Below are 21,024 nucleotides of genomic sequence, written 5' to 3'. Positions count from 1 at the left end.
ATGATGAAAATCTCCCCCTCCCTGATGTGTATGGATCTCCTCAAGTTTAAAGAACAGATCGAGTTTATCGACAGCCACGCGGATTATTTCCATATCGACATTATGGACGGGCACTTTGTGCCGAACCTGACGCTGTCGCCATTCTTTGTCAGCCAGGTGAAGAAACTGGCCAGCAAACCGCTGGATTGTCATCTGATGGTGACGCGCCCGCAGGATTATATCGGCCAACTGGCGCGCGCAGGCGCAGACTTTATAACCCTGCACCCGGAAACGATCAACGGCCAGGCGTTTCGCCTGATCGATGAGATCCGCCGCCACGGCATAAAAGTCGGGCTGATCCTCAACCCGGAAACCTCCGTCGAAACGATGAAATACTATATTCATAAGGCCGACAAAGTGACGGTGATGACGGTCGATCCTGGCTTTGCCGGGCAGCCGTTCATTCCGGAAATGCTCGACAAGGTCGCCGAACTGAAAGCCTGGCGCGAGCGCGAAGGACTGAGTTATGAAATCGAAATCGACGGCTCCTGCAACCAGGCAACTTATCAGCGTTTGATGGCCGCAGGCGCGGATGTCTTTATCGTCGGCACCTCCGGGTTATTCAACCATGCGGAAAACATCGATGATGCCTGGACGGTAATGACCGAACAGATTCTGGCGGCCAAAAACGAGGTACTGCCTCATGCACGAACCGCATAATCAGCTGGTAGCAGGCGTTGATATGGGCGCGACCCATATTCGCTTCTGCCTGCAAACCGCCGCAGGCGAGGTGCTGCATTGCGAAAAGCAGCGCACCGCAGAGGTCATTGCACACGGCGTGGTAAACGGCATTACTGCGCTTATACAGGCACAGCTTGACGCGCGTAATGCCCGCTGTTACGGGCTGGTAATGGGCTTTCCTGCGCTGGTCGGCAAAGATAAACGCACCATTATCTCCACGCCCAATTTACCGCTGGCCCCGGGTGAGCTGAGCGGGCTGGCCAGGCAACTGGAAAATACGCTGGGCTGCCCGGTGGAGTTTTCCCGTGATGTGAATCTGCAACTCTCTTTTGACGTGCAGGAGCATAACCTCACGCAGCAGCAGGTGTTGGCGGCCTATCTCGGCACCGGCATGGGTTTCGCCATCTGGCTGAACGGTGCGCCGTGGACAGGCGCGCACGGCGTGGCGGGCGAACTGGGGCATATTCCGCAGGGCGACAGGCAACTGCGCTGCGGCTGTGGCAATGCAGGTTGTCTGGAAACGGTGTGTTCTGGCCTTGCGCTGCGCCGCTGGTATGAACAGCAGCCGCGGGATTACGATCTTGGCGACCTGTTTATCCATGCAGCACAGGAGCCTTTTGTCGTCGATCTGCTGGATCACGCAGCGCGCGCCATCGCCACCAGCATTAACCTGTTCGATCCCGATGCGGTGATCCTCGGCGGCGGCGTCATGGATATGCCTGCATTTCCGCGTGAAGCGTTGATCGCGGCGATCCGCACCTGGCTGCGCAAACCGTTGCCGTGGGAAGCGGTGCGTTTTCTGGCGGCCTCATCATCTGCGTTTAACGGCGCGCAGGGCGCGGCAACACTGGCCCGCAGCCGTTTTACGCCGCAATCCGTCGCAGCGCCTGCGCAAGCTCTGCACGGGTAAAGGGTTTACGCAGCAGTTCCACGTCCGGCAGCGCAGGGTTGTGCGCCGGGCGCAGATCCTGACCGCTGATTAGCAGCATCGGCAGACGCGGATGCTGCTGGCGCGCCTGGTGAATCACTTCCGCGCCACTGAGCGCGCCCGGTAGCATTAAATCACTGACCAGCGCGCCAATCTCCGTCGAAGCAGCCAGTAACTGCAACGCCTGCTCACCGGTTTCCGCCCCCAGCGTCAAATAGCCCAGCTCGTGCAACTGTTCGCACAATGTCTGGCGCACATCGGCCTCATCTTCCAGCACCAGAATCAGCGTATCGCTGCTATCGCGTGTCTGCGTGACATCAGGCTCCCGGCTTTCCACCGCCTGCACTGCCGCGCGCGGCAGTTGCAGACGTACGGTAGTGCCCTGCCCCGGCGCACTCTCAATCTCTACCCGTCCACCTGACTGGCGAACAAAGCCATATACCATCGACAAGCCCAGCCCGCTGCCGCTGCCGGTCTGTTTGGTAGTGAAAAAGGGTTCGAACACCTGCGCTTTGACCTCCTGTGACATACCGCAGCCGCGATCGATCACCTCCAATGCCACCATATCCTGGCGGCGTCCATCACTGCGGGTAACGCGCTGGTTCCAGGTGCGGATTTTAATGGCGCCACTCTCGCCCTCCATCGCATCGCGGGCATTCATCACCAGATTGATGATGGCATTTTCCAGTTGTCCAACATCGATCCACGCGGGCCATGCCGGGCTTTGCGCTTCGATCTCCAGCGTCAGTGTGCCGGGTAACGAGTGGCGTATAAGCTCGCCGAGATTCTCCAGCAACGGCTGCATCTCCACAGCATGGGGATGCAACGACTGCTTGCGGGAAAAGGCCAGCAGCCGCTGGGTCAGCAACGCGCCGCGCTCGGCGGCTTTCAGCGCCCGAGAGATACGCGACGCATCCGGTGAACCGGGCGTTACCAGCTCAAGGCTGCCGATAATCACTGCCAGCAAGTTATTGAAATCGTGCGCCAGCCCGCCGGTCAATTGGCCGACGGCTTTCATCTTCTGGCTATGCAGCAGCGCCTCTTCCAGCCCTTTACGCTCAGTGCGATCCAGTACCACGTTAACCATGCCGCGCCCCGGTACCGGGCTAAAACGCAGCTCAATGGTGCGGTTATCCGCCAACTGTAATTCCTGCGGTTTGGGTAGCGGGCGAGCCAGATTCTCCTGCACATGGCCGGGAAGATCGCTCACCTGCTGTAACAGGCTCTGATAGTGCTGACCGCGTTGCAATGCCTCTGCCGTCAGACCGAGCAGCAACGGATATTGCGGGTTCCACACCACCAGACAACCCCGATTATCAAACAGCGCAAAACCATCGCGCATCGCGTGGAAGGTGGTTTCCAGTTGTGTGCTCTTCTCTTTCAGCAATTTAGAGGTGTGTTCCAGCGAAGCAGTATTACGGGCAAACACGTTAAACGCGCGTGCCAGTTCGCCCAGCTCATCGCGCCGTTGCAGCGCCGGAACCGACACGTCCTGCTCGCCGCGTGCCAGCCGCGACATGGCGCGCGAAATGGCGGTCAGATTCGACCCCAGATTGCGATAGATATACCACCCGGCAAAACCGGTGATCACCAGCGCCAGCAGGGCGAAGGCGCTGATAAACAGAATAATCGAGTGCATATCCTGGTGGCTTTGCGCCGTGCGCAGTTCCGACGCCTGCGCTACCTGCGCAACGTACTGGTTGATGTCGCTGTTGAGTAGTGCCACCAGCGCTTTGATATGAAACATCGACCAGCTAATCGCCAGATCGCTCTCTTCCAGCCGGAGCGACAGCGGCCCCAGCTTGCGCAGCTCGGCGCTGAAATCCGGCAGGATAAAATCCACCGTCTGGCTGGCGGTACGCGACGGCAACTGCCCCATGATGTCGGAGATCTGCTTGATTGTCGGCCTGGGAGACGGCGTCTGAATAGCGGCGATGATCAACCGGTCCATCTCGGCGAGCAGGCGACTATCCGGGATGTTGCTCGCTTCCCGGGCGGTGATCATCTGTAAATGGCGCAAATAACTTTGGTTCTGATACAGCGAACTGAGCAGCGCATTGCGCTCCAGGTGCCGCTGTTGTCCGCGTTGCAGCATCTCGGTGACGCTTTGCTGTAATTCGTGGCTGCGGCGGGTGATCTGCGCCACCAGTTGCGGTTCCTGCTGCGCCAGCGGCGCGCGGGCAAGCTGGCTGAGCGAATGTTGCAGCGCGCTCTGTGTTGCCTTCAGGCGTTCGGCTTCGCCCTGATATTCCAGCGCCCCCACCACTTGCGACAACCGCACGGCCGCCGTGGCGACGCTGGCCGTATCGCGTGCCAGATTCATGCTGCCAGTCATGTCGTCCAGCGTCTGCTGCTGCGCCAGTTCCTGGATCTGGCTGGCGTGGCGAAAGCCCAGCACCGCTACGCCGCAGACCATTAAGGTTACCGCCACCACCAGTAAATTGAAGAACAACAGACGCCCGCGAGCGCTGCTGAAAAACGGGTTCGCGTGATACGACATAGTGGCTCCGGTGCAATGTTGACCCTGACACAAGGCGGCAGGAAAAGGTCTCCTCAAGTAACTATGACAAATATGAACAGAACCTGACATTGTGCATTTACTAACGTGTGATGAAGTGCGGATATCGTTCCTCCGAGGAAGCCCGCTGATGAGCAACACGCCCGTACTGGAGATGCGCAACATTGCCAAAGCTTTCGGCAAATTTTACGCCCTCAAAGGGGTCGATCTGACGGTCTGGCCCGGCGAGATCCATGCACTGATGGGGGAAAATGGCGCGGGGAAAAGCACGCTGATGAAGATCCTCGCCGGGGCGTATAGTGCCACCAGCGGCGAGATCCTGATTGACGGCCAGCCTTACGCCATCAAAAGCCCGAAAGATGCGCTCGCCGCTGGTATTACACTGATTTACCAGGAGATGCAGTTAGCGCCGAACCTGACCGTAGCGGAAAACATCTTTCTTGGCAGCGAAATAACCCGCGGCGGGCTGGTGCAGCGCAAAGAGATGGTGGCGCAGGCGCAAGCAGTGATTGATCGTCTTGGCGCGAATTTTAATGCCACCGATCGGGTGATGAAGCTGACGATCGCCGAACAGCAGCAGGTGGAGATCGCCCGCGCGTTACACCGCAACAGCCGCATTCTGGTGATGGATGAACCCACCGCCGCCCTCTCCTCGCGCGAAACACACCGTCTATTCGAACTGATCCTGCGCCTGCGCGATGAAGGGATGGCGATCATCTACATCAGCCACCGCATGGCGGAAGTGTATGAACTCTCCGACCGCGTCAGTGTTCTGCGCGACGGCCAGTATGTCGGCAGCCTGACGCGCGACAAACTCAACGCCTCTGAACTGGTACGTATGATGGTCGGACGCCCGTTAAGCGATCTGTTTAACAAAGAGCGCGATATCCCACTCGGTAACCCGCGTCTGAGCGTTCACCACCTGACGGACGGCGAGAAAATCCAGCCGGTCAGCTTGCAGGTGTGTGCCGGTGAGATCGTCGGCCTTGCCGGGCTGGTCGGTGCCGGACGCTCCGAACTGGCGCAGTTGATCTTCGGCGTACGCAAAGCCACTGGCGGCATGATCGAAGTAGACGGTGAGCCAGTGGTGATCCACTCGCCGCGCGCCGCCATCGATTTGGGCATCGGTTTCCTGACCGAAAACCGCAAAGAGCAAGGCCTGTTTCTGGAGCTGGCGGCACAGGAAAACATCACCATGGCGACGCTGGAGCGCGACGCGACCTGGGGCATGCTTGATCGCAAAAAAGCGCAGTTAATCTCAGATGACGCCATCAAGTTATTGAATATTCGAGTGCCGCACGCGCAAGTGCGGGTGGGCGGCTTATCCGGCGGCAACCAGCAAAAGTTATTGATCTCCCGCTGGGTGGCAATCGGCCCGCGCATTCTGATCCTCGATGAGCCAACGCGCGGCGTGGATGTCGGCGCCAAAAGCGAGATCTACCGGATCATGAACCAGATGGCGCGCAAAGGCGTGGCGATCCTGATGATCTCCAGCGAACTGCCGGAAGTGGTCGGCATGAGTGATCGCGTTTATGTAATGCGCGAAGGCGGCATCGTCGGCGAGTTGCAACAGCATGACATCACACAGGAAAACATTATGACGCTGGCCACCGGCGTTAACGAATCCCACCACCAGGCGGTACACCATGACTGATGCTAAAGAGAACGCAGCGAAAAGCCCTTCCGCCAAAAAGATGTTGATGGGCGATCTGATGCAAACCGTCGGTATTTTGCCGATTCTCATCCTGATCGTCGCGGTTTTTGGCTTTATCGCGCCAAACTTTTTTACTGAAAGCAACCTGCTGAATATCACCCGCCAGGCGTCGATCAACATTGTGCTGGCGGCAGGCATGACCTTCATCATTCTGACCGGCGGTATCGATCTGTCTGTGGGGTCGATTCTCGGTACTACAGCGGTAGCGGCGATGGTGGTTTCGCTGATACCCGGACTGGCCATGCTCTCCGTCCCGGCAGCATTGATGCTCGGCCTGCTGCTCGGCCTGTTCAATGGCACGCTGGTAGCGTTTGCCGGTTTGCCGCCGTTTATTGTCACTCTCGGCACCTATACTGCGCTACGCGGCGTGGCCTATCTGTTGGCGGACGGCACCACGGTGATTAACTCCGATATTAGTTTTGAGTGGGTCGGCAATAACTATCTTGGCCCGGTACCGTGGCTGGTGGTGATTGCGCTGGCGGTGATTGTGCTGTGCTGGTTTATCCTGCGCCGCACGACGCTGGGCGTTCATATTTACGCGGTGGGCGGCAATATGCAGGCGGCGCGCCTGACCGGCATTAAAGTGTGGCTGGTGCTGCTGTTCGTTTATGGCATGAGCGGCTTGCTCTCAGGCCTTGGTGGTGTAATGAGCGCCTCACGGCTGTACAGCGCCAACGGCAACCTCGGCACCGGCTATGAGCTGGATGCCATCGCCGCGGTGATCCTTGGCGGCACCAGTTTTGTCGGTGGAATTGGCACCATTACTGGCACGTTGGTTGGCGCGCTGATTATCGCCACCCTTAACAACGGCATGACGCTGATGGGCGTCTCCTACTTCTGGCAATTGGTGATCAAAGGGGCGGTGATCATCATAGCGGTGCTGATCGACAAATACCGTACCCGGCATCATCAGGCAGCATAACAATACCCTACAAAACAGTAACATAAGTGAGGATTACAGCATGCGTCTTAAACCTCTTGTCACGGCGCTCTGCGCCACTGCTCTACTGACCAGCGCGCCGTTTGCGCAGGCCAAAGATCTGAAATCCATCGGCGTTACGGTGGGTGATCTGGCGAACCCCTTCTTCGTGCAGATAACCAAAGGCGCGGAGCTGGAAGCACGCAAACTGGCGGGCGATAACGTCAAAGTGACGCTGGTCTCCAGCGGTTACGATCTGGGCCAGCAGGTAGCGCAGATCGATAACTTTATCGCCGCCAAAGTGGACATGATCATCCTCAATGCCGCGGATTCCAAAGGCATCGGCCCGGCGGTGAAACGGGCAAAAGAGGCCGGGATTGTGGTGGTGGCGGTTGACGTGGCAGCAGAAGGCGCCGACGCCACCATCACCTCCGATAACACCCAGGCGGGGGAAATGGCTTGTAAGTACATTACCGACCGCCTGAAAGGCAAAGGCAATGTAGTGATCATCAACGGGCCGCCGGTTTCTGCGGTGCAAAACCGTGTCGAAGGCTGCCAGACCGAGTTTAAGCGTCACCCGGATATCAAAGTGCTCTCTGATAACCAGAACGCGAAAGGTAGCCGAGAAGGCGGGCTGGAAGTGATGACCTCGCTGCTTGCCGCTAACCCGAAAATCGACGGTGTCTTTGCGATTAACGATCCGACAGCGATCGGTGCCGATCTGGCCGCCAAACAGGCGCAGCGTCACGAGTTCTTTATTGTTGGCGTCGACGGTAGCCCGGACGGCGAAGAAGCGCTGAAACGCAAAAACTCGCTGTTTGTCGCTACTCCGGCACAGGATCCGCAAGTGATGGCCGCCCGCGCGGTGGAGATCGGCTACGACATTCTGCAAGGCAAGCCTGCGCCAACCGCACCGGTGCTGATCCCGGTGACGATGATCGATAAACAGAACGTCGGCAGCTACAAAGGCTGGACGGTGAAATAGGATTTTCCCCCGCTTTATCCGGCGGGGGATCTTCTCTGGAGGTGAAATGAAACGCTCCGCCATTAATGAAATTCTCGGCCACACGCGGCAGTTTTTCTCAATGCATGATGTTCATTTGCCGCCATTCGCCAGCTTCCCGCCGACCAAATGGCAACAGCTGGATCGCGCGGCGTGGCGTGAAGTGTTCGATCTGAAACTGGGATGGGATGTCACTGCATTTGGCGGCGACAATTTTTTTACCCAGGGATTGACGCTGTTCACTCTGCGTAACGGCTCGCCCAACGGCATGCCGTATGAAAAATGTTATGCGGAAAAGATTATGCATGTGCGCGACGGCCAGCTCACGCCGATGCATTTTCACTGGCGCAAGCGCGAGGACATCATTAATCGCGGCGGCGGTAATCTGATTATTGAACTGTGGAACGCCGGCGCGCACGAAGAGACGATTACCTCCGACGTTACCGTGGTCATTGATGGCTGCCTACAGACCCATGCGGCGGGCAGCCAATTGCGCCTCTCACCAGGGGAAAGTATTTGCCTGACGCCGGGGCTGTATCACAGCTTCTGGGGCGAACCGGGCTTTGGCGATGTGCTGGTTGGTGAAGTGTCGTCGGTGAATGACGATGAGCACGACAATCACTTCCTGCACCCCGTCGATCGTTTTACCACTATTCAGGAAGACGAACCGGCACTGCTGGCGCTGTGTAATGAATATCATCTTTTTCTCGGCTAAAGGAGGATGCTATGCCTTTGATTTCACTCGCCGACGGTCTGGCACACGCCCGTGAACACCGCTATGCGTTGGGCGCGTTTAACGTGCTCGACTCGCACTTTTTACGCGCGCTGTTTGCTGCCGCAAAGCAGGAGCGCTCGCCCTTTATCATCAACATCGCCGAAGTCCATTTTAAATATGTCTCGCTGGAATCGCTGGTCGAAGCGGTGAAGTTCGAAGCCGCACGCCACGACATTCCAGTGGTGCTGAATCTCGATCATGGGCTGCATTTTGAATCGGTCGTGCGCGCGCTGCGCCTCGGTTTCAGCTCGGTGATGTTTGACGGTTCCGTGCTGGAATATGAAGAAAATATTCGCCAGACGCGAGAAGTGGTAAAGATGTGCCATGCGGTCGGCGTTTCGGTGGAAGCGGAGCTGGGCGCGGTTGGTGGCGATGAGGGCGGCGCGCTGTATGGTCATGCCGACGAAGCCTGTTTTACCGACCCGGCGCGGGCGCGGGATTTTGTCGACCGTACCAGTATCGACACGCTGGCGGTGGCTATTGGCAATGCCCACGGCAAATACAGAGGTGAACCGAAGCTGGATTTTACACGGCTGGACGCCATTCGCCAGCAGACCGGGCTGCCGCTGGTGCTGCACGGCGGTTCCGGTATCAGCGATGCGGATTTCCGCCGCGCCATTTCGCTGGGTATCCATAAAATCAATTTCTACACCGGCATGTCACAGGCCGCCCTCGGCGCAATTGAGCAGCGCATGGCGGATCGCCAGCCGCTGTACGATGAGTTCGCCCAGTTACTGTTAAGTGTCGAAGAAGCCATCACCGATACCGTCGCCACGCAGATGCGTATTTTCGGCAGCGCGGGGCAACTCTGATGGCACGCAACGGCGTTATCGCCGCTGGCAACATGCTGGTCGATCATGTTCACCAGATCGTGCAGTGGCCGGAGCGCGGCTGGCTGGCGGAGATCACCCAGAGCGAGCGCTCAACGGGCGGCGCGCCGCTGAATGTACTGCTGACACTGGCAAAGTTGCACGTGGGAATACCGTTGCAGGCGGTAGGATTAGTGGGCGAAGACAGTGATGGCGATTACATCATGGCGATGCTGGATCAGTACCACGTCAATCGCCAGGCGGTGCAGCGCACCTCTTCTGCGCCCACATCAATGTCGCAAGTGATGACCGATCCTTCCGGGCAACGCACTTTTTTCCACTCGCCCGGCGCAAACCGTCTGCTGGATTTACCGGCGTTTGAGCATCTGGACGGCAGCATGAAGATTTTCCATCTCGGCTATCTCTTGTTACTTGATAGCCTTGATTTGCCGGACGAAGAATACGGAACACGCAGCGCGCGACTGCTGGCGCAGATGCGCGAGCAGGGTTTTCTCACCTCATTGGATTTGGTGTCACGCAAGGGCGATCCGCGTTACCAGCCGCTGGTACTGCCGTGCCTGAAGCATCTTGATTTTCTGGTGATTAACGAGCTGGAAGCCGGGGAATTTAGCGGGCTACCGATGCGCACCGAAACCGATGAACCGCATATTGAGCATATCGCTGCCGCCGCCGCGCAACTGCTTGCCGCCGGGGTGCGCCAGCGGGTGGTGATCCACTGCCCGGAAGGCGCATGGGGCGAGGAGGTTGATCAGGCCGGAAAGTGGATCCCATCGCGCACGTTAAGCCAGTCGGAGATTATCGGCAGTGTCGGCGCGGGCGATGCCTTTTGCGCCGGTTTTTTATACGGCTGCCACGAAGCCTGGACACTGCAAAAGAGCATTCAACTGGCGCATGCCTGCGCACGCGCCAGCCTGCTGTGCGCCAACGCCATTGACGGCGCGAAGACGCTGGAGGCGTTATTGCAAGAGTGCTGAAGCTCAGGCAGCTTTATTGCTGTGCGCTACGTCGGCGGCAAAGACATAGCCGAGACCGCGCAAGGTTTTGATCAGCGCCGGTTGGTGGGGATTGGCTTCGATTTTGCGGCGTAAGCGCATGATTAACACATCAATAGTGCGATCAAACACTTCCACACTTTCGCTGTGCGTTAAAGTCAGCAACTGCTCACGGTTCAGCACCCGCCGCGCATTTTGCACTAGCGCCAGCAACAAGCTGTACTCACCTTGCGTCAGGTCAACCACCTGATGCTGCGGGTTAAACAGCTCGCAGCGCTCAGGGTCGAGATGCCAGCCGTTAAAGGTAAAACCAGGCAGCTTTTCCATTGATATTTCTGCCGCCAGCACGCCGCTGCGCCGAAGTACCGCGTTGACGCGCGCCACCAGCACGCGGGCGTTAAACGGTTTGCCGATATAGTCGTCCGCCCCCATCTCCAGGCCGACCACCACGTCCGACTCGCTACCAAGCCCCGTGAGCATCACCACCGGCAGCGACGGACGCTGTTTTTGCAACTGCTGCAACACCCGCAGGCCGTTGATATCCGGCAGCATCATATCGAGCAGCACCAGCGCGATATCCGCATGCTGCGCACTGAGCGTCAGCGCATCCTGCCCGTTATGGCAGACATAAACCGTAAAGACGTGCTCGCTCAGCACCTCTTTCAACAGTTCGCACACCGCGCTATCGTCATCCACCACCAGAATTGCAGGTTTCATTGTCCGCTTCCGTCAGGCTCGTTTGGGTAAGTCTGATCCATTCTGTTGGCGGTCATTTATAAATGCAGCGACTAAATACCGAATATTTAACCGTGGTCACATCCCCTTCGATCTTCGTCACGTCACTTTTGACGACAGCCTGTTTTTCGTCAGTATTTTGCGCAAATTTCCGGCGTAATATCGGTGAATACCCACAATATTGTTATGGCATAGAAGATGCATAGTGGGGGCGACACTGTTAACTGGAGCGAAAGTGATGAAAAAAGTCGTCACGGTTTGCCCGTATTGCGCCTCGGGATGCAAAATCCATCTGGTGGTCGATAACGGCAAAATCGTTCGGGCGGAAGCCGCACAGGGCAAAACCAATCAGGGCACTCTCTGTCTGAAAGGTTATTACGGCTGGGATTTTATCAACGATACCCAGATCCTGACGCCCCGGCTTAAAAGCCCGATGATCCGTCGCCAGCGCGGCGGAAAACTGGAGTCGGTCTCCTGGGATGAAGCGCTCGATTATGTCGCCAGCCGTTTAAGCGCCATTAAAGAGAAGTACGGCCCGGATGCCATCCAGACCACCGGTTCTTCCCGTGGTACGGGTAATGAAACCAACTACATAATGCAAAAATTCGCGCGCGCCGTTATTGGTACCAATAACGTCGATTGCTGCGCTCGTGTCTGACACGGCCCTTCGGTTGCAGGTCTGCACCAATCGGTCGGCAATGGCGCGATGAGTAATGCCATTAATGAAATCGATAACACGGATTTAGTGTTTATCTTTGGTTACAACCCGGCAGATTCTCACCCTATCGTCGCTAATCATGTAATTCGGGCGAAACAGAATGGGGCGAAAATCATCGTCTGCGATCCGCGAAAAATTGAAACCGCGCGAATTGCCGACATGCACGTCGCACTGAAAAACGGATCCAACATCGCCCTGCTTAACGCCATGGGCCATGTGATCATTGAAGAGAACCTCTACGACCAGGCGTTTGTCGCCAGCCGGACGGAAGGGTTTGAAGAGTACCGGAAAATTGTCGAGGGCTACACCCCGGAATCGGTCGAGGATATCACCGGCGTCAGCGCGCAGGAGATCCGCCAGGCCGCCCGTATGTATGCCGGAGCGAAAACCGCAGCCATCCTGTGGGGCATGGGCGTGACCCAGTTCTATCAGGGCGTGGAAACGGTGCGTTCGCTCACCAGTCTTGCCATGCTGACCGGCAACCTGGGGAAAGCGCACGTTGGGGTAAACCCGGTGCGTGGTCAGAACAACGTGCAGGGCGCATGCGATATGGGTGCGCTGCCGGATACGTTCCCGGGCTATCAGTATGTGAAAGAGGATGCACACCGCGAGAAATTCGCCAAGGCGTGGGGCGTGGAAAGCCTGCCTGCGCATACCGGCTATCGCATCAGCGAATTACCGCATCGTGTTGAGCATGGTGAAGTGCGCGCCGCGTACATTATGGGTGAAGATCCGTTACAAACGGATGCCGAACTGTCGGCAGTTCGTAAGGCATTTGAAGGGCTTGAACTGGTGATTGTGCAGGACATTTTCATGACCAAAACCGCAGCCGCGGCGGATGTCATCCTGCCTTCCACCTCCTGGGGCGAGCACGAAGGTGTTTATACGGCAGCGGATCGCGGCTTCCAGCGTTTCTTTAAAGCGGTTGAACCGAAGTGGGATCTGAAAACGGACTGGCAAATCATCAGTGAAATCGCCAGCCGTATGGGTTATCCGATGCATTACAACAACACGCAGGAGATCTGGGACGAGTTACGTCATTTATGTCCCGATTTCTACGGCGCCACCTACGAAAAAATGGGTGAGCTGGGCTATATCCAGTGGCCGTGTCGCGATACGTCGGAGGCTGATCAAGGTACCTCTTATCTGTTTAAAGAGAAGTTCGACACACCGAACGGGCTGGCGAAATTCTTCACCTGCGACTGGGTCGCGCCAATGGATAAACTCACCGACGAGTATCCGATGGTGCTCTCCACCGTGCGTGAAGTGGGCCACTATTCTTGCCGCTCAATGACCGGTAACTGTGCAGCGCTGGCCGCGCTGGCGGATGAACCAGGCTATGCGCAAATCAACACTGCCGACGCCGCAAGGCTGGGCATTGAGGATGACGCGCTGGTGTGGGTTAACTCGCGTAAAGGCAAAATCATCACCCGCGCGCAGGTCAGCGAACGTCCGAACAAAGGTGCGGTGTATATGACCTACCAGTGGTGGATTGGCGCCTGTAATGAACTGGTAACGGAAAACTTAAGCCCGATAACCAAAACGCCGGAGTACAAATACTGCGCCGTGCGCATTGAGCCGATCGCCGATCAGCGCGCCGCCGAGCAGTATGTGATCGACGAATATAACAAGCTGAAAACCCGGCTGCGCGAAAGCGCGATGGGCTGATTGCCGCGTTTGTCGACGTCAAAGCGGAGTGATCTTCACTCCGCTTTTTTTATTTACCTGCCGTTGGTCATACCGCGCGTGAACGGCACCTCAATCAGCCTCCTGAAAAATCATTATTAACGAACTGAAACACAGTTCTTCTGTCATCTGCTGGCATGTTTACCTATAACTAACAGGAGAATATGCTCATTGATGATTGCCACGAAACGCCATGCCCCCTGTAAAAAAGCACCGCAGAGAAGATCACCCCGGTTCCTCATTTAACCTGAACAGGTATCACCTGCTTTCTCTTGTGATTCTGGTGTTTTTGGCGCTGCTGCTGGTACGCGTTGCCGACCTGCAACTGCTCAATCACCCGATGCTGGAGCATGAAGCCGACCAACGTTCATTACGCACCATTGCATTACCGACCAACCGTGGAACGCTGGTGGATCGTGACGGCCAGGCGCTAGCCCTGAGTGTTCCCTCGCGCGACATCATTGCCGATCCGAAACACATTCTCGAAGCGAATCCTGATTTTACCAGCCCTAAGTGGGCTTACCTCGCCGCAGCGCTCAATGTCAGCCCGGAAGCCCTGCGGGCGCAGCTTATGGCGAATCCCAATAAGCACTTCCTCTACCTGGGACGAAAAATCGAACTGGGTATCGCCAAAGATATTGCCGCACTACATCTGAAAGGGATTACTACCGAATATGACGACAGCCGTTTTTATCCCATGGGAGAAGCTGCCGCGCCGCTTTTGGGCATCGTGGGTGCCGATAACACTGGGCTGAATGGGCTGGAAAAAAGTTATAACGCCATTCTTGAAGGCAAACCGGGGCAGGAAGAGTACCGCCAGGACGGTAACGGCCACCTGATTTCCGTGGTCAATTACGAACCACCACAACAACCGCCAACCGTTCAGCTCAGCATCGACAAGTTCGATCAATACACGCTTTACAGCGCATTACGTGACGGCGTGCTGCTTAACAAGGCGGATTCAGGTGCGGCAGTGCTGGTGAAAATCGACACCGGCGAGATTCTGGGAATGGCGTCTTATCCTTCGTTTAATCCCAACAATTACGAAAGCGCCACTCCGATGCAAATGCGCAACACGGCCATTAACGATAGCTATGAACCAGGTTCAACCGTGAAGCCGCTGGTGGTTCTCGAAGGGCTGGAGCGCCATTTAATTCAACCGAACTCGGTTCTTGATACGTCGCCTTACGTCGTAAACGGGCATTTGATACGTGATGTCGGGCACTGGCCGCGTCTGACAATAACCGGCATATTGCAGAAATCGAGCGATACGGGCGCTTCCCACATTGCGCTGGCCATGCCTGCTCAGGCGCTGGTCAATACCTACCAGGCGTTTGGCCTCGGCAAGCCTACCGGGCTGGGCTTAACGGGTGAGAGTGTGGGTTACTTTCCCTTACACCGCCAGCGCTGGGCCGACATTGAGCGTGCGACGTTCTCTTTTGGTTACGGTCTGCGCGTGACGCCGCTGCAAATCGCGCGGGAATATGCGACGCTGGGCTCGTTTGGTATCTATCGCCCTCTTTCCATCACCAAAGTAACGCCGCCGGTAATGGGCGTCAGAGTGGCGAACCCGGTCACAGCGAAAACCGTCGTGTATATGATGGAAAGCGATGTTTTACCGGGCGGCTCAGGTTTACGTGCGGCGGTACCAGGATATCAGCTCGCCACGAAAACCGGTACGGCGGAAAAAATGGGCACCGATGGGAAGTACGATGGCGGCTACGTCAACTACACCGCAGGCGTTGCACCAGCCAGCCACCCGGAAGTGGCGCTGGTGGTGATGGTCAACCATCCGACAGTGGGCGATCACTTTGGTGGCTCGGTCGCGGCACCGATATTCGGCAAAATCATCGGCCCGGTACTGAAACATATGAATATCGCGCCTGATGCCATCAGCAATAAACCCTCGGTAAATGCATCCTGATGCCGAAGCGCTTAAGGCGGCTCGCGCAGCGTTGGGATGTTGATGGCGATGTCGCGATAGGGCGTAGCGTCTAACAGGTGTGACAAACCGGCCGGTAGTGTAATGTCAGCAACAGAATTCCCTAATGAATGAGAGCGCCGTTGTTGAACTCTACAGAAGCAGAATTACCGATCAGTCAGCAGAACCATAACATTGTGCGCCTCGCGACAGCACAGGCGCTGGCTGGCGCTAACTCGGTCGTCTTTTACGCCACTGGCGCGATAGTCGGTAATACCCTCGCGCCCGGCAGCGCGTTGGCAACATTGCCCGTCACTGTGTTTGTTCTGGGGATGGCGGCCTGCATTCTGCCGTTTGGCGCGTTGGCTCGCCGCCGGGGCAGACGAGCTGCCTTTATGACCGGCACTGGCGCGGGCGTGTTGACCGGGCTGCTGGCCTCGCTGGCGGTCGTGCTCGGCTCTTTTTCCCTGTTCTGCCTGGCGGCTTTTTTCGGCGGCGCGTACGCGGCTGTTGCGCTCTCGTTTCGTTTTGCCGCCACCGACGGCGTGGGCAGCGAACGACGAGCGCGGGCGCTGTCGCTGGTGATGGGTGGCGGTGTCGTAGCGGGCGTCCTTGGCCCGATGCTGGTCAGCAGCACCATGAATGCCTGGCCGGAGCATACTTTTGCCGTTACCTTTCTCGCGCAGGCAGCAGTCGCGGTGATTGCCGCAGCGGTACTACTCGGCGTGAAATCCCCTGCCGTTGCCGATCACACACAACATGGCGGTCGCTCACTTCACGAGATCGCCCACCAGCCAGGCTTCCGTCGTACCGTGTTTGGCGGCGCGGTGGCTTATATGGTGATGAACTTCCTGATGACCGCCGCGCCACTGTCGATGCATCAGCACGGCCTTTCTCTGCAAGCAGCGAACCTGGGCATTCAGTGGCATGTGATTGCGATGTACGGGCCGGGGTTTTTTACCGGCAAACTGATTCAGCGCTTTGGCGCCAGCCGCATTGGTGCAGCGGGATTATTGATCACCGCCCTCTCCGTGCTCGCTGGTCTGCTCGGTACCGACATCCTGCATTACTGGCTTTCGCTGATCCTGCTCGGCATCGGCTGGAACTTTGGTTTTACCGGTGCTTCGGCGAAGATCATTGAGTTTCACCGCCCGGAAGAGAAAACCCGCGTCCAGTCGCTGAATGACTTTATTGTCTTTGGCGTGATGATCGTCGGCTCTTTCTCCTCCGGCGCGCTGCTCAATACCTTTGGCTGGAATGCGGTGCTGTGGGGATCGCTGGTGCCGGTGGTGGCGGGTTTTCTGGCGATGGTGGGCAAAAACAACACGGCAAGAGGATAAAAAAATCCCTCCGTGAAGGAGGGACTGAGCGGCTTACTGACCGGCGGTTTTATCAAATTTACCCAGCATTTCGCGCTCGTAGGCCAGCGCTTTTTTACGGTCGAATTTGTGTTCCCACTTGGCAATCACCAGCACCGCCAGTGCATTACCCACCACGTTCAGCGCGGTACGCGCCATATCGAGAATACGGTCAACACCGGCGATAAAGGCCAGCCCTTCCAGCGGAATACCAACGCTGCCCAACGTCGCCAGCAATACCACGAAGGAGACGCCCGGAACGCCCGCGATGCCTTTTGAAGTCACCATCAGCGTCAGCACAAGGATAATCTCCTGCCACAACGACAGATCGATACCGTACAACTGCGCAATAAAGATGGCGGCAATACTCTGGTACAGCGTTGAACCGTCGAGATTAAAGGAGTAACCGGTCGGCACCACAAAGCTGGTGATGGAGGCAGGCGCGCCGTAGGCTTCCATTTTTTCAATAATACGCGGCAGCACGCTCTCTGAGCTGGCTGTTGAGTAGGCCAGAATCAGCTCATCTTTCAGAATGCGGATCAGGATCCAAATGCTCAACCCACAGACGCGCGCCACAATGCCCAGCACCACCAGCGCGAAGAACAGGATCGCGAAGTAAACCAGAATCACCAGCTTCGCCAGCGGCCACAGCGAGGCAAAACCGAAGTTCGCCACCGTTACCGAGATCAGCGCAAATACACCGACCGGCGCGTAGCGCATCACCATATGGGTGACTTTAAACATGGTTTCGGAGACAGAGCGGAACACGGTCACCAGCGGCTCACGGTGCGATGCGGGCAGCGATGAAAGCCCCAGACCAAACAGCACCGAGAAGAAGATGATCGACAGCATATCGCCCTTCGCCATCGACGCGATGATATTAGTCGGCACCAGCGACAGAATCGTCCCCATCAGGCCATGGGCATGACTTTGCACATCTGCGGTGGTGCTTTGGTATTTCGAAATATCCGCCGTAGCCAGTTGCGACATATCGATCCCCGCCCCTGGCTGGAACACATTCGCCAGCGTAATACCGAGCACAATCGCAACCGTAGTGATCACTTCGAAATAGATGATGGTTTTCGCGCCAATACGTCCAAGCTGTTTCGCGTCGCCAACGCCAGCAATCCCGACAACCAGCGTCGAGATAACAATCGGCACCACGATCATTTTGATCAGGTGAATAAAGATATCGCCCGCTGGAGACAGGAGATTCGCAATCAGCCATTCGCGGCTGTCGCTGTGATAATGCAGGTAACTACCCAGAAGAATGCCCAGCACAAGGGCTAGCAGAATCTGCCAGGCCAGGCTGATTTTTATGTTTTTCATGACTATAGACTTCCTCAATGAAGCGCCATTCCATGCCCGGGAACGACACATACTGAAAGGGTATGATTAACGTCGCACGGTATTGCGGGGGTTTTCTAACGCATATTATCAGTATCATTTGCAGGGTATAACGCGCAACCCTATACCTGTAGAGGGTTTGACTGATATTTTATCTAAAAACCATCTTTTATTTCAGTTATTAATAATAAGTAGTTGTTATGTAAAATTTTTCAATCCACTGAATTCCAATATTCCCGTTAGAAAATTATTCTGCAAAATGCGTTTATTTGCGCGTTTTTTAAGCAACATAAATGCCACTGAGGTCGCTTAATGGCGGAAATTCCGTCTGCTATTTGTCATTAAGACAGTGAATAGTACCTGATAAAAATAATTATGCCGCTATTGGTTCCGCAATGTATTTTCAGCAGGTTGCCACAGCGCGTTATTCTGCAATGCTATTAAGTGTAATCAAATCGTCAAATTTCATAACCTATTGTTATGAATAATTTTTCTTCTCCCGCCTCATTTTCATTTCTGCACTATGTCAGCGCATTTATTTTGCTGCTTTTTTACTGAATATCATCAATGCGTGATCTATCGCTCAAATAATAAACAAAGCTGGTAAAGGCCCTACAATTAACGTTATTTTGACATATTATTAACATCTTACAAGGAGAGCAATTGCCATGAGCCAAATACATAAACATGATATTCCCGCCAATATTGCGGAACGTTGCCTGATCAATCCGGAGCAGTATGAAGCTAACTATCAGCAATCCATCACCGACCCTGACACATTCTGGGGCGAGAAGGGAAAGATCCTCGACTGGATTACACCGTATAAGACGGTGAAAAATACCTCCTTCGCGCCTGGCAATGTTTCGATTAAATGGTATGAAGACGGCACATTAAATCTGGCCGCCAACTGCCTTGATCGTCATCTCGCCGAACGCGGCGACCAGACGGCCATTATCTGGGAAGGCGATGACGCCAACCAGAGTAAAAAAATCACCTACCGCGAGTTGCACCGCAGCGTATGCCAGTTTGCCAATGTGCTGGTCGAACTGGGGATTAAGAAAGGCGATGTTGTCGCGATTTATATGCCAATGGTGCCGGAAGCGGCTGTTGCGATGCTCGCCTGCGCCCGCATCGGTGCGGTGCATTCGGTGATTTTCGGCGGCTTCTCGCCGGAAGCGGTAGCCGGACGTATCATCGATTCCAGCTCCCGGTTGGTGATCACCGCCGACGAAGGTGTTCGCGCCGGCCGTACCATTCCGCTGAAGAAAAATGTCGATGACGCACTGAAAAACCGCAACGTTAGCAGCGTTGAACACGTTGTGGTTCTGAAACGTACCGGTGGCAAAATCGACTGGAACGCAGGCAGGGATCTGTGGTGGAACGAGCTGACCGAAAAAGCCAGTGACCAGCATCAGCCGGTGGAAGTCGGCGCAGAAGATCCTCTCTTTATCCTCTATACCTCCGGCTCGACCGGCAAACCAAAAGGTGTGCTGCACACCACTGGCGGTTACCTGGTTTATGCCGCGACGACGTTTAAATATGTCTTTGATTATCATCCGGGCGATGTTTATTGGTGTACGGCCGATGTCGGCTGGGTGACTGGCCACAGCTATTTGCTCTACGGGCCGCTGGCCTGCGGCGCCATCACACTGATGTTTGAAGGCGTGCCGAACTGGCCAACCCCGGCGCGTATGAGTCAGGTGGTGGATAAACACCAGGTCAATATTCTCTATACCGCACCGACGGCAATTCGCGCGCTGATGGCGGAAGGCGACAAAGCCATCGAGGGCACTGACCGCTCTTCGCTGCGTATTCTCGGTTCTGTGGGCGAGCCAATTAACCCGGAAGCGTGGGAGTGGTACTGGTCGAAGATCGGCAACGGTAAATGCCCGGTGATGGACACCTGGTGGCAGACGGAAACCGGTGGTTTTATGATCACCCCACTACCCGGCGCAACGCGCCTGAAAGCCGGTTCGGCCACCCATCCGTTCTTTGGCGTGCAACCGGCGCTGGTGGACAACGAAGGAAATCGCCTTGATGGTGCTACCGAAGGTAACCTGGTGATCACCGATTCCTGGCCAGGCCAGGCGCGTACGCTGTTTGGCGATCACGAGCGCTTTGAGCAGACCTACTTCTCCACCTTCAAAAACTGCTACTTCAGCGGCGACGGCGCGCGTCGTGACGAAGAGGGCTATTACTGGATCACCGGTCGCGTGGACGATGTGCTGAACGTTTCCGGCCACCGCCTGGGCACCGCCGAGATTGAATCGGCGCTGGTTTCGCATCCGAAAATCGCTGAGGCCGCCGTGGTGGGTATTCCGCACAATATTAAAGGCCAGGCGATTTATGCCTATGTCACGCTGAACCACGGTGAAGAGCCGTCGCCGGAACTCTACGCCGAAGTACGTAACTGGGTGCGTAAAGAGATTGGCCCGCTGGCAACGCCGGATGTACTGCACTGGACAGATTCACTGCCGAAAACACGTTCCGGCAAAATCATGCGCCGCATCCTGCGCAAAATCGCGGCTGGCGATATCAGTAACTTCGGCGATACCTCGACGCTCGCCGATCCTGGCGTCGTGGAAAAACTGCTCGAAGAGAAGCAGGCTATTACCATGCCGTCTTAATCATCGTAACGCCCTGCCGGATAAGGCGTCAGCCTCTATCCGGCTTACAAACAAAACCATAACGCTCTCCTTATAAGGAGAGGAAACAATCACCTCACCCTACACTCCTCAATGGATTTCGTGTTGCAGGAAAGCGGCAAACGCGCACCTCCCCAGGAGCATAGGTGACTATGTGACTGGGTGGGTACGTGCTGCCAACGAACCTGCGGCGCGAAAGGCAAAGGGGAGACCTC

15 protein-coding genes are annotated in these 21,024 nt (G+C 56.2%); 12 read left to right on the top strand and 3 right to left on the bottom strand.

All coding sequences use genetic code 11. The annotated features are described in order from the left end of the window. Positions 1–3 precede the first annotated feature (3 nt). Both alsE and alsK read left to right on the top strand, forming a co-directional pair. A complete protein-coding gene (gene alsE, locus GA0061070_RS13930; RefSeq protein WP_090136690.1) occupies positions 4–699 on the top strand; it encodes a D-allulose 6-phosphate 3-epimerase in 696 nt (231 codons plus the stop codon). Beyond that, positions 683–1,630, top strand: coding sequence for an allose kinase (alsK, locus tag GA0061070_RS13925; RefSeq protein ID WP_090136689.1), 948 nt, complete (start codon positions 683–685; stop codon positions 1,628–1,630). Before alsE ends, alsK begins: the two co-directional genes overlap by 17 nt. Here alsK and GA0061070_RS13920 read toward each other — a convergent pair. Further along, positions 1,584–4,148: an ATP-binding protein gene (locus tag GA0061070_RS13920; RefSeq protein ID WP_090136688.1), complete on the bottom strand. Its 2,565-nt coding sequence runs from the start codon at positions 4,146–4,148 to the stop codon at positions 1,584–1,586. The two genes, alsK and GA0061070_RS13920, sit on opposite strands and share 47 nt — an antisense overlap. Positions 4,149–4,296: 148 nt before the next feature. On the opposite strand from GA0061070_RS13920, the gene GA0061070_RS13915 reads away from it, so the two are divergent. From GA0061070_RS13915 to GA0061070_RS13890, 6 genes are read left to right on the top strand one after another with little or no spacing between them, the layout of a single operon-like run. Further along, complete coding sequence (locus tag GA0061070_RS13915; protein WP_090136687.1) at positions 4,297–5,820, top strand: sugar ABC transporter ATP-binding protein; 1,524 nt, start codon at positions 4,297–4,299, stop codon at positions 5,818–5,820. Continuing rightward, positions 5,813–6,802, top strand: a complete 990-nt coding sequence (locus tag GA0061070_RS13910) for an ABC transporter permease subunit (protein WP_090136686.1) — start codon at positions 5,813–5,815, stop codon at positions 6,800–6,802. Before GA0061070_RS13915 ends, GA0061070_RS13910 begins: the two co-directional genes overlap by 8 nt. A 40-nt stretch (positions 6,803–6,842) precedes the next feature. Further along, positions 6,843–7,784, top strand: a complete 942-nt coding sequence (locus GA0061070_RS13905; protein WP_090136685.1) for an ABC transporter substrate-binding protein — start codon at positions 6,843–6,845, stop codon at positions 7,782–7,784. Positions 7,785–7,830: 46 nt separating this feature from the next. After that, the gene (locus tag GA0061070_RS13900) at positions 7,831–8,517 is read left to right on the top strand and encodes a D-lyxose/D-mannose isomerase (protein ID WP_090136684.1); all 687 of its coding nucleotides are present in this window, start codon (positions 7,831–7,833) and stop codon (positions 8,515–8,517) included. 11 nt (positions 8,518–8,528) lie between these two features. Next, complete coding sequence (locus GA0061070_RS13895) at positions 8,529–9,389, top strand: ketose 1,6-bisphosphate aldolase (RefSeq protein ID WP_090136683.1); 861 nt, start codon at positions 8,529–8,531, stop codon at positions 9,387–9,389. After that, positions 9,386–10,381 carry a carbohydrate kinase family protein gene (locus GA0061070_RS13890; RefSeq protein WP_090136682.1) on the top strand — a complete coding sequence of 332 codons (996 nt, stop codon included), beginning with the start codon at positions 9,386–9,388 and terminating at the stop codon, positions 10,379–10,381. The genes GA0061070_RS13895 and GA0061070_RS13890 overlap by 4 nt, the downstream gene beginning before the upstream one ends. A 3-nt stretch (positions 10,382–10,384) precedes the next feature. Here GA0061070_RS13890 and GA0061070_RS13885 read toward each other — a convergent pair whose 3' ends face one another. Next, positions 10,385–11,116, bottom strand: a complete 732-nt coding sequence (locus GA0061070_RS13885; RefSeq protein WP_090136681.1) for a response regulator — start codon at positions 11,114–11,116, stop codon at positions 10,385–10,387. A gap of 256 nt (positions 11,117–11,372) precedes the next feature. Here GA0061070_RS13885 and fdhF point away from each other — a divergent pair, with 256 nt between their 5' ends. From fdhF to GA0061070_RS13870, 3 genes are all read left to right on the top strand, one after another. Further along, a complete protein-coding gene (gene fdhF, locus GA0061070_RS13880) occupies positions 11,373–13,520 on the top strand; it encodes a formate dehydrogenase subunit alpha (RefSeq protein ID WP_090136680.1) in 2,148 nt (715 codons plus the stop codon). 211 nt (positions 13,521–13,731) lie between these two features. Next, positions 13,732–15,462 (top strand): penicillin-binding transpeptidase domain-containing protein, encoded by a 1,731-nt coding sequence (locus GA0061070_RS13875; protein ID WP_090136679.1) that lies wholly within the window; start codon positions 13,732–13,734, stop codon positions 15,460–15,462. Positions 15,463–15,602: 140 nt separating this feature from the next. Next, complete coding sequence (locus GA0061070_RS13870; RefSeq protein ID WP_244153123.1) at positions 15,603–16,799, top strand: MFS transporter; 1,197 nt, start codon at positions 15,603–15,605, stop codon at positions 16,797–16,799. Positions 16,800–16,832: 33 nt separating this feature from the next. Here the strand turns inward: GA0061070_RS13870 and gltP are convergent, their stop codons facing one another. Next, positions 16,833–18,146 (bottom strand): glutamate/aspartate:proton symporter GltP, encoded by a 1,314-nt coding sequence (gene gltP / locus GA0061070_RS13865; protein ID WP_090136677.1) that lies wholly within the window; start codon positions 18,144–18,146, stop codon positions 16,833–16,835. A 686-nt stretch (positions 18,147–18,832) separates the two neighbouring features. On the opposite strand from gltP, the gene acs reads away from it, so the two are divergent. Next, entirely contained in the window at positions 18,833–20,791 is a 1,959-nt protein-coding gene (gene acs / locus GA0061070_RS13860) for an acetate--CoA ligase (RefSeq protein ID WP_090136676.1), read from the top strand. Positions 20,792–21,024: the final 233 nt, after the last annotated feature.

The organism is Kosakonia oryziphila (genome assembly GCF_900094795.1).
GTDB lineage: Bacteria > Pseudomonadota > Gammaproteobacteria > Enterobacterales > Enterobacteriaceae > Kosakonia > Kosakonia oryziphila.
This window is presented reverse-complemented; position numbering and strand designations above follow the sequence as displayed.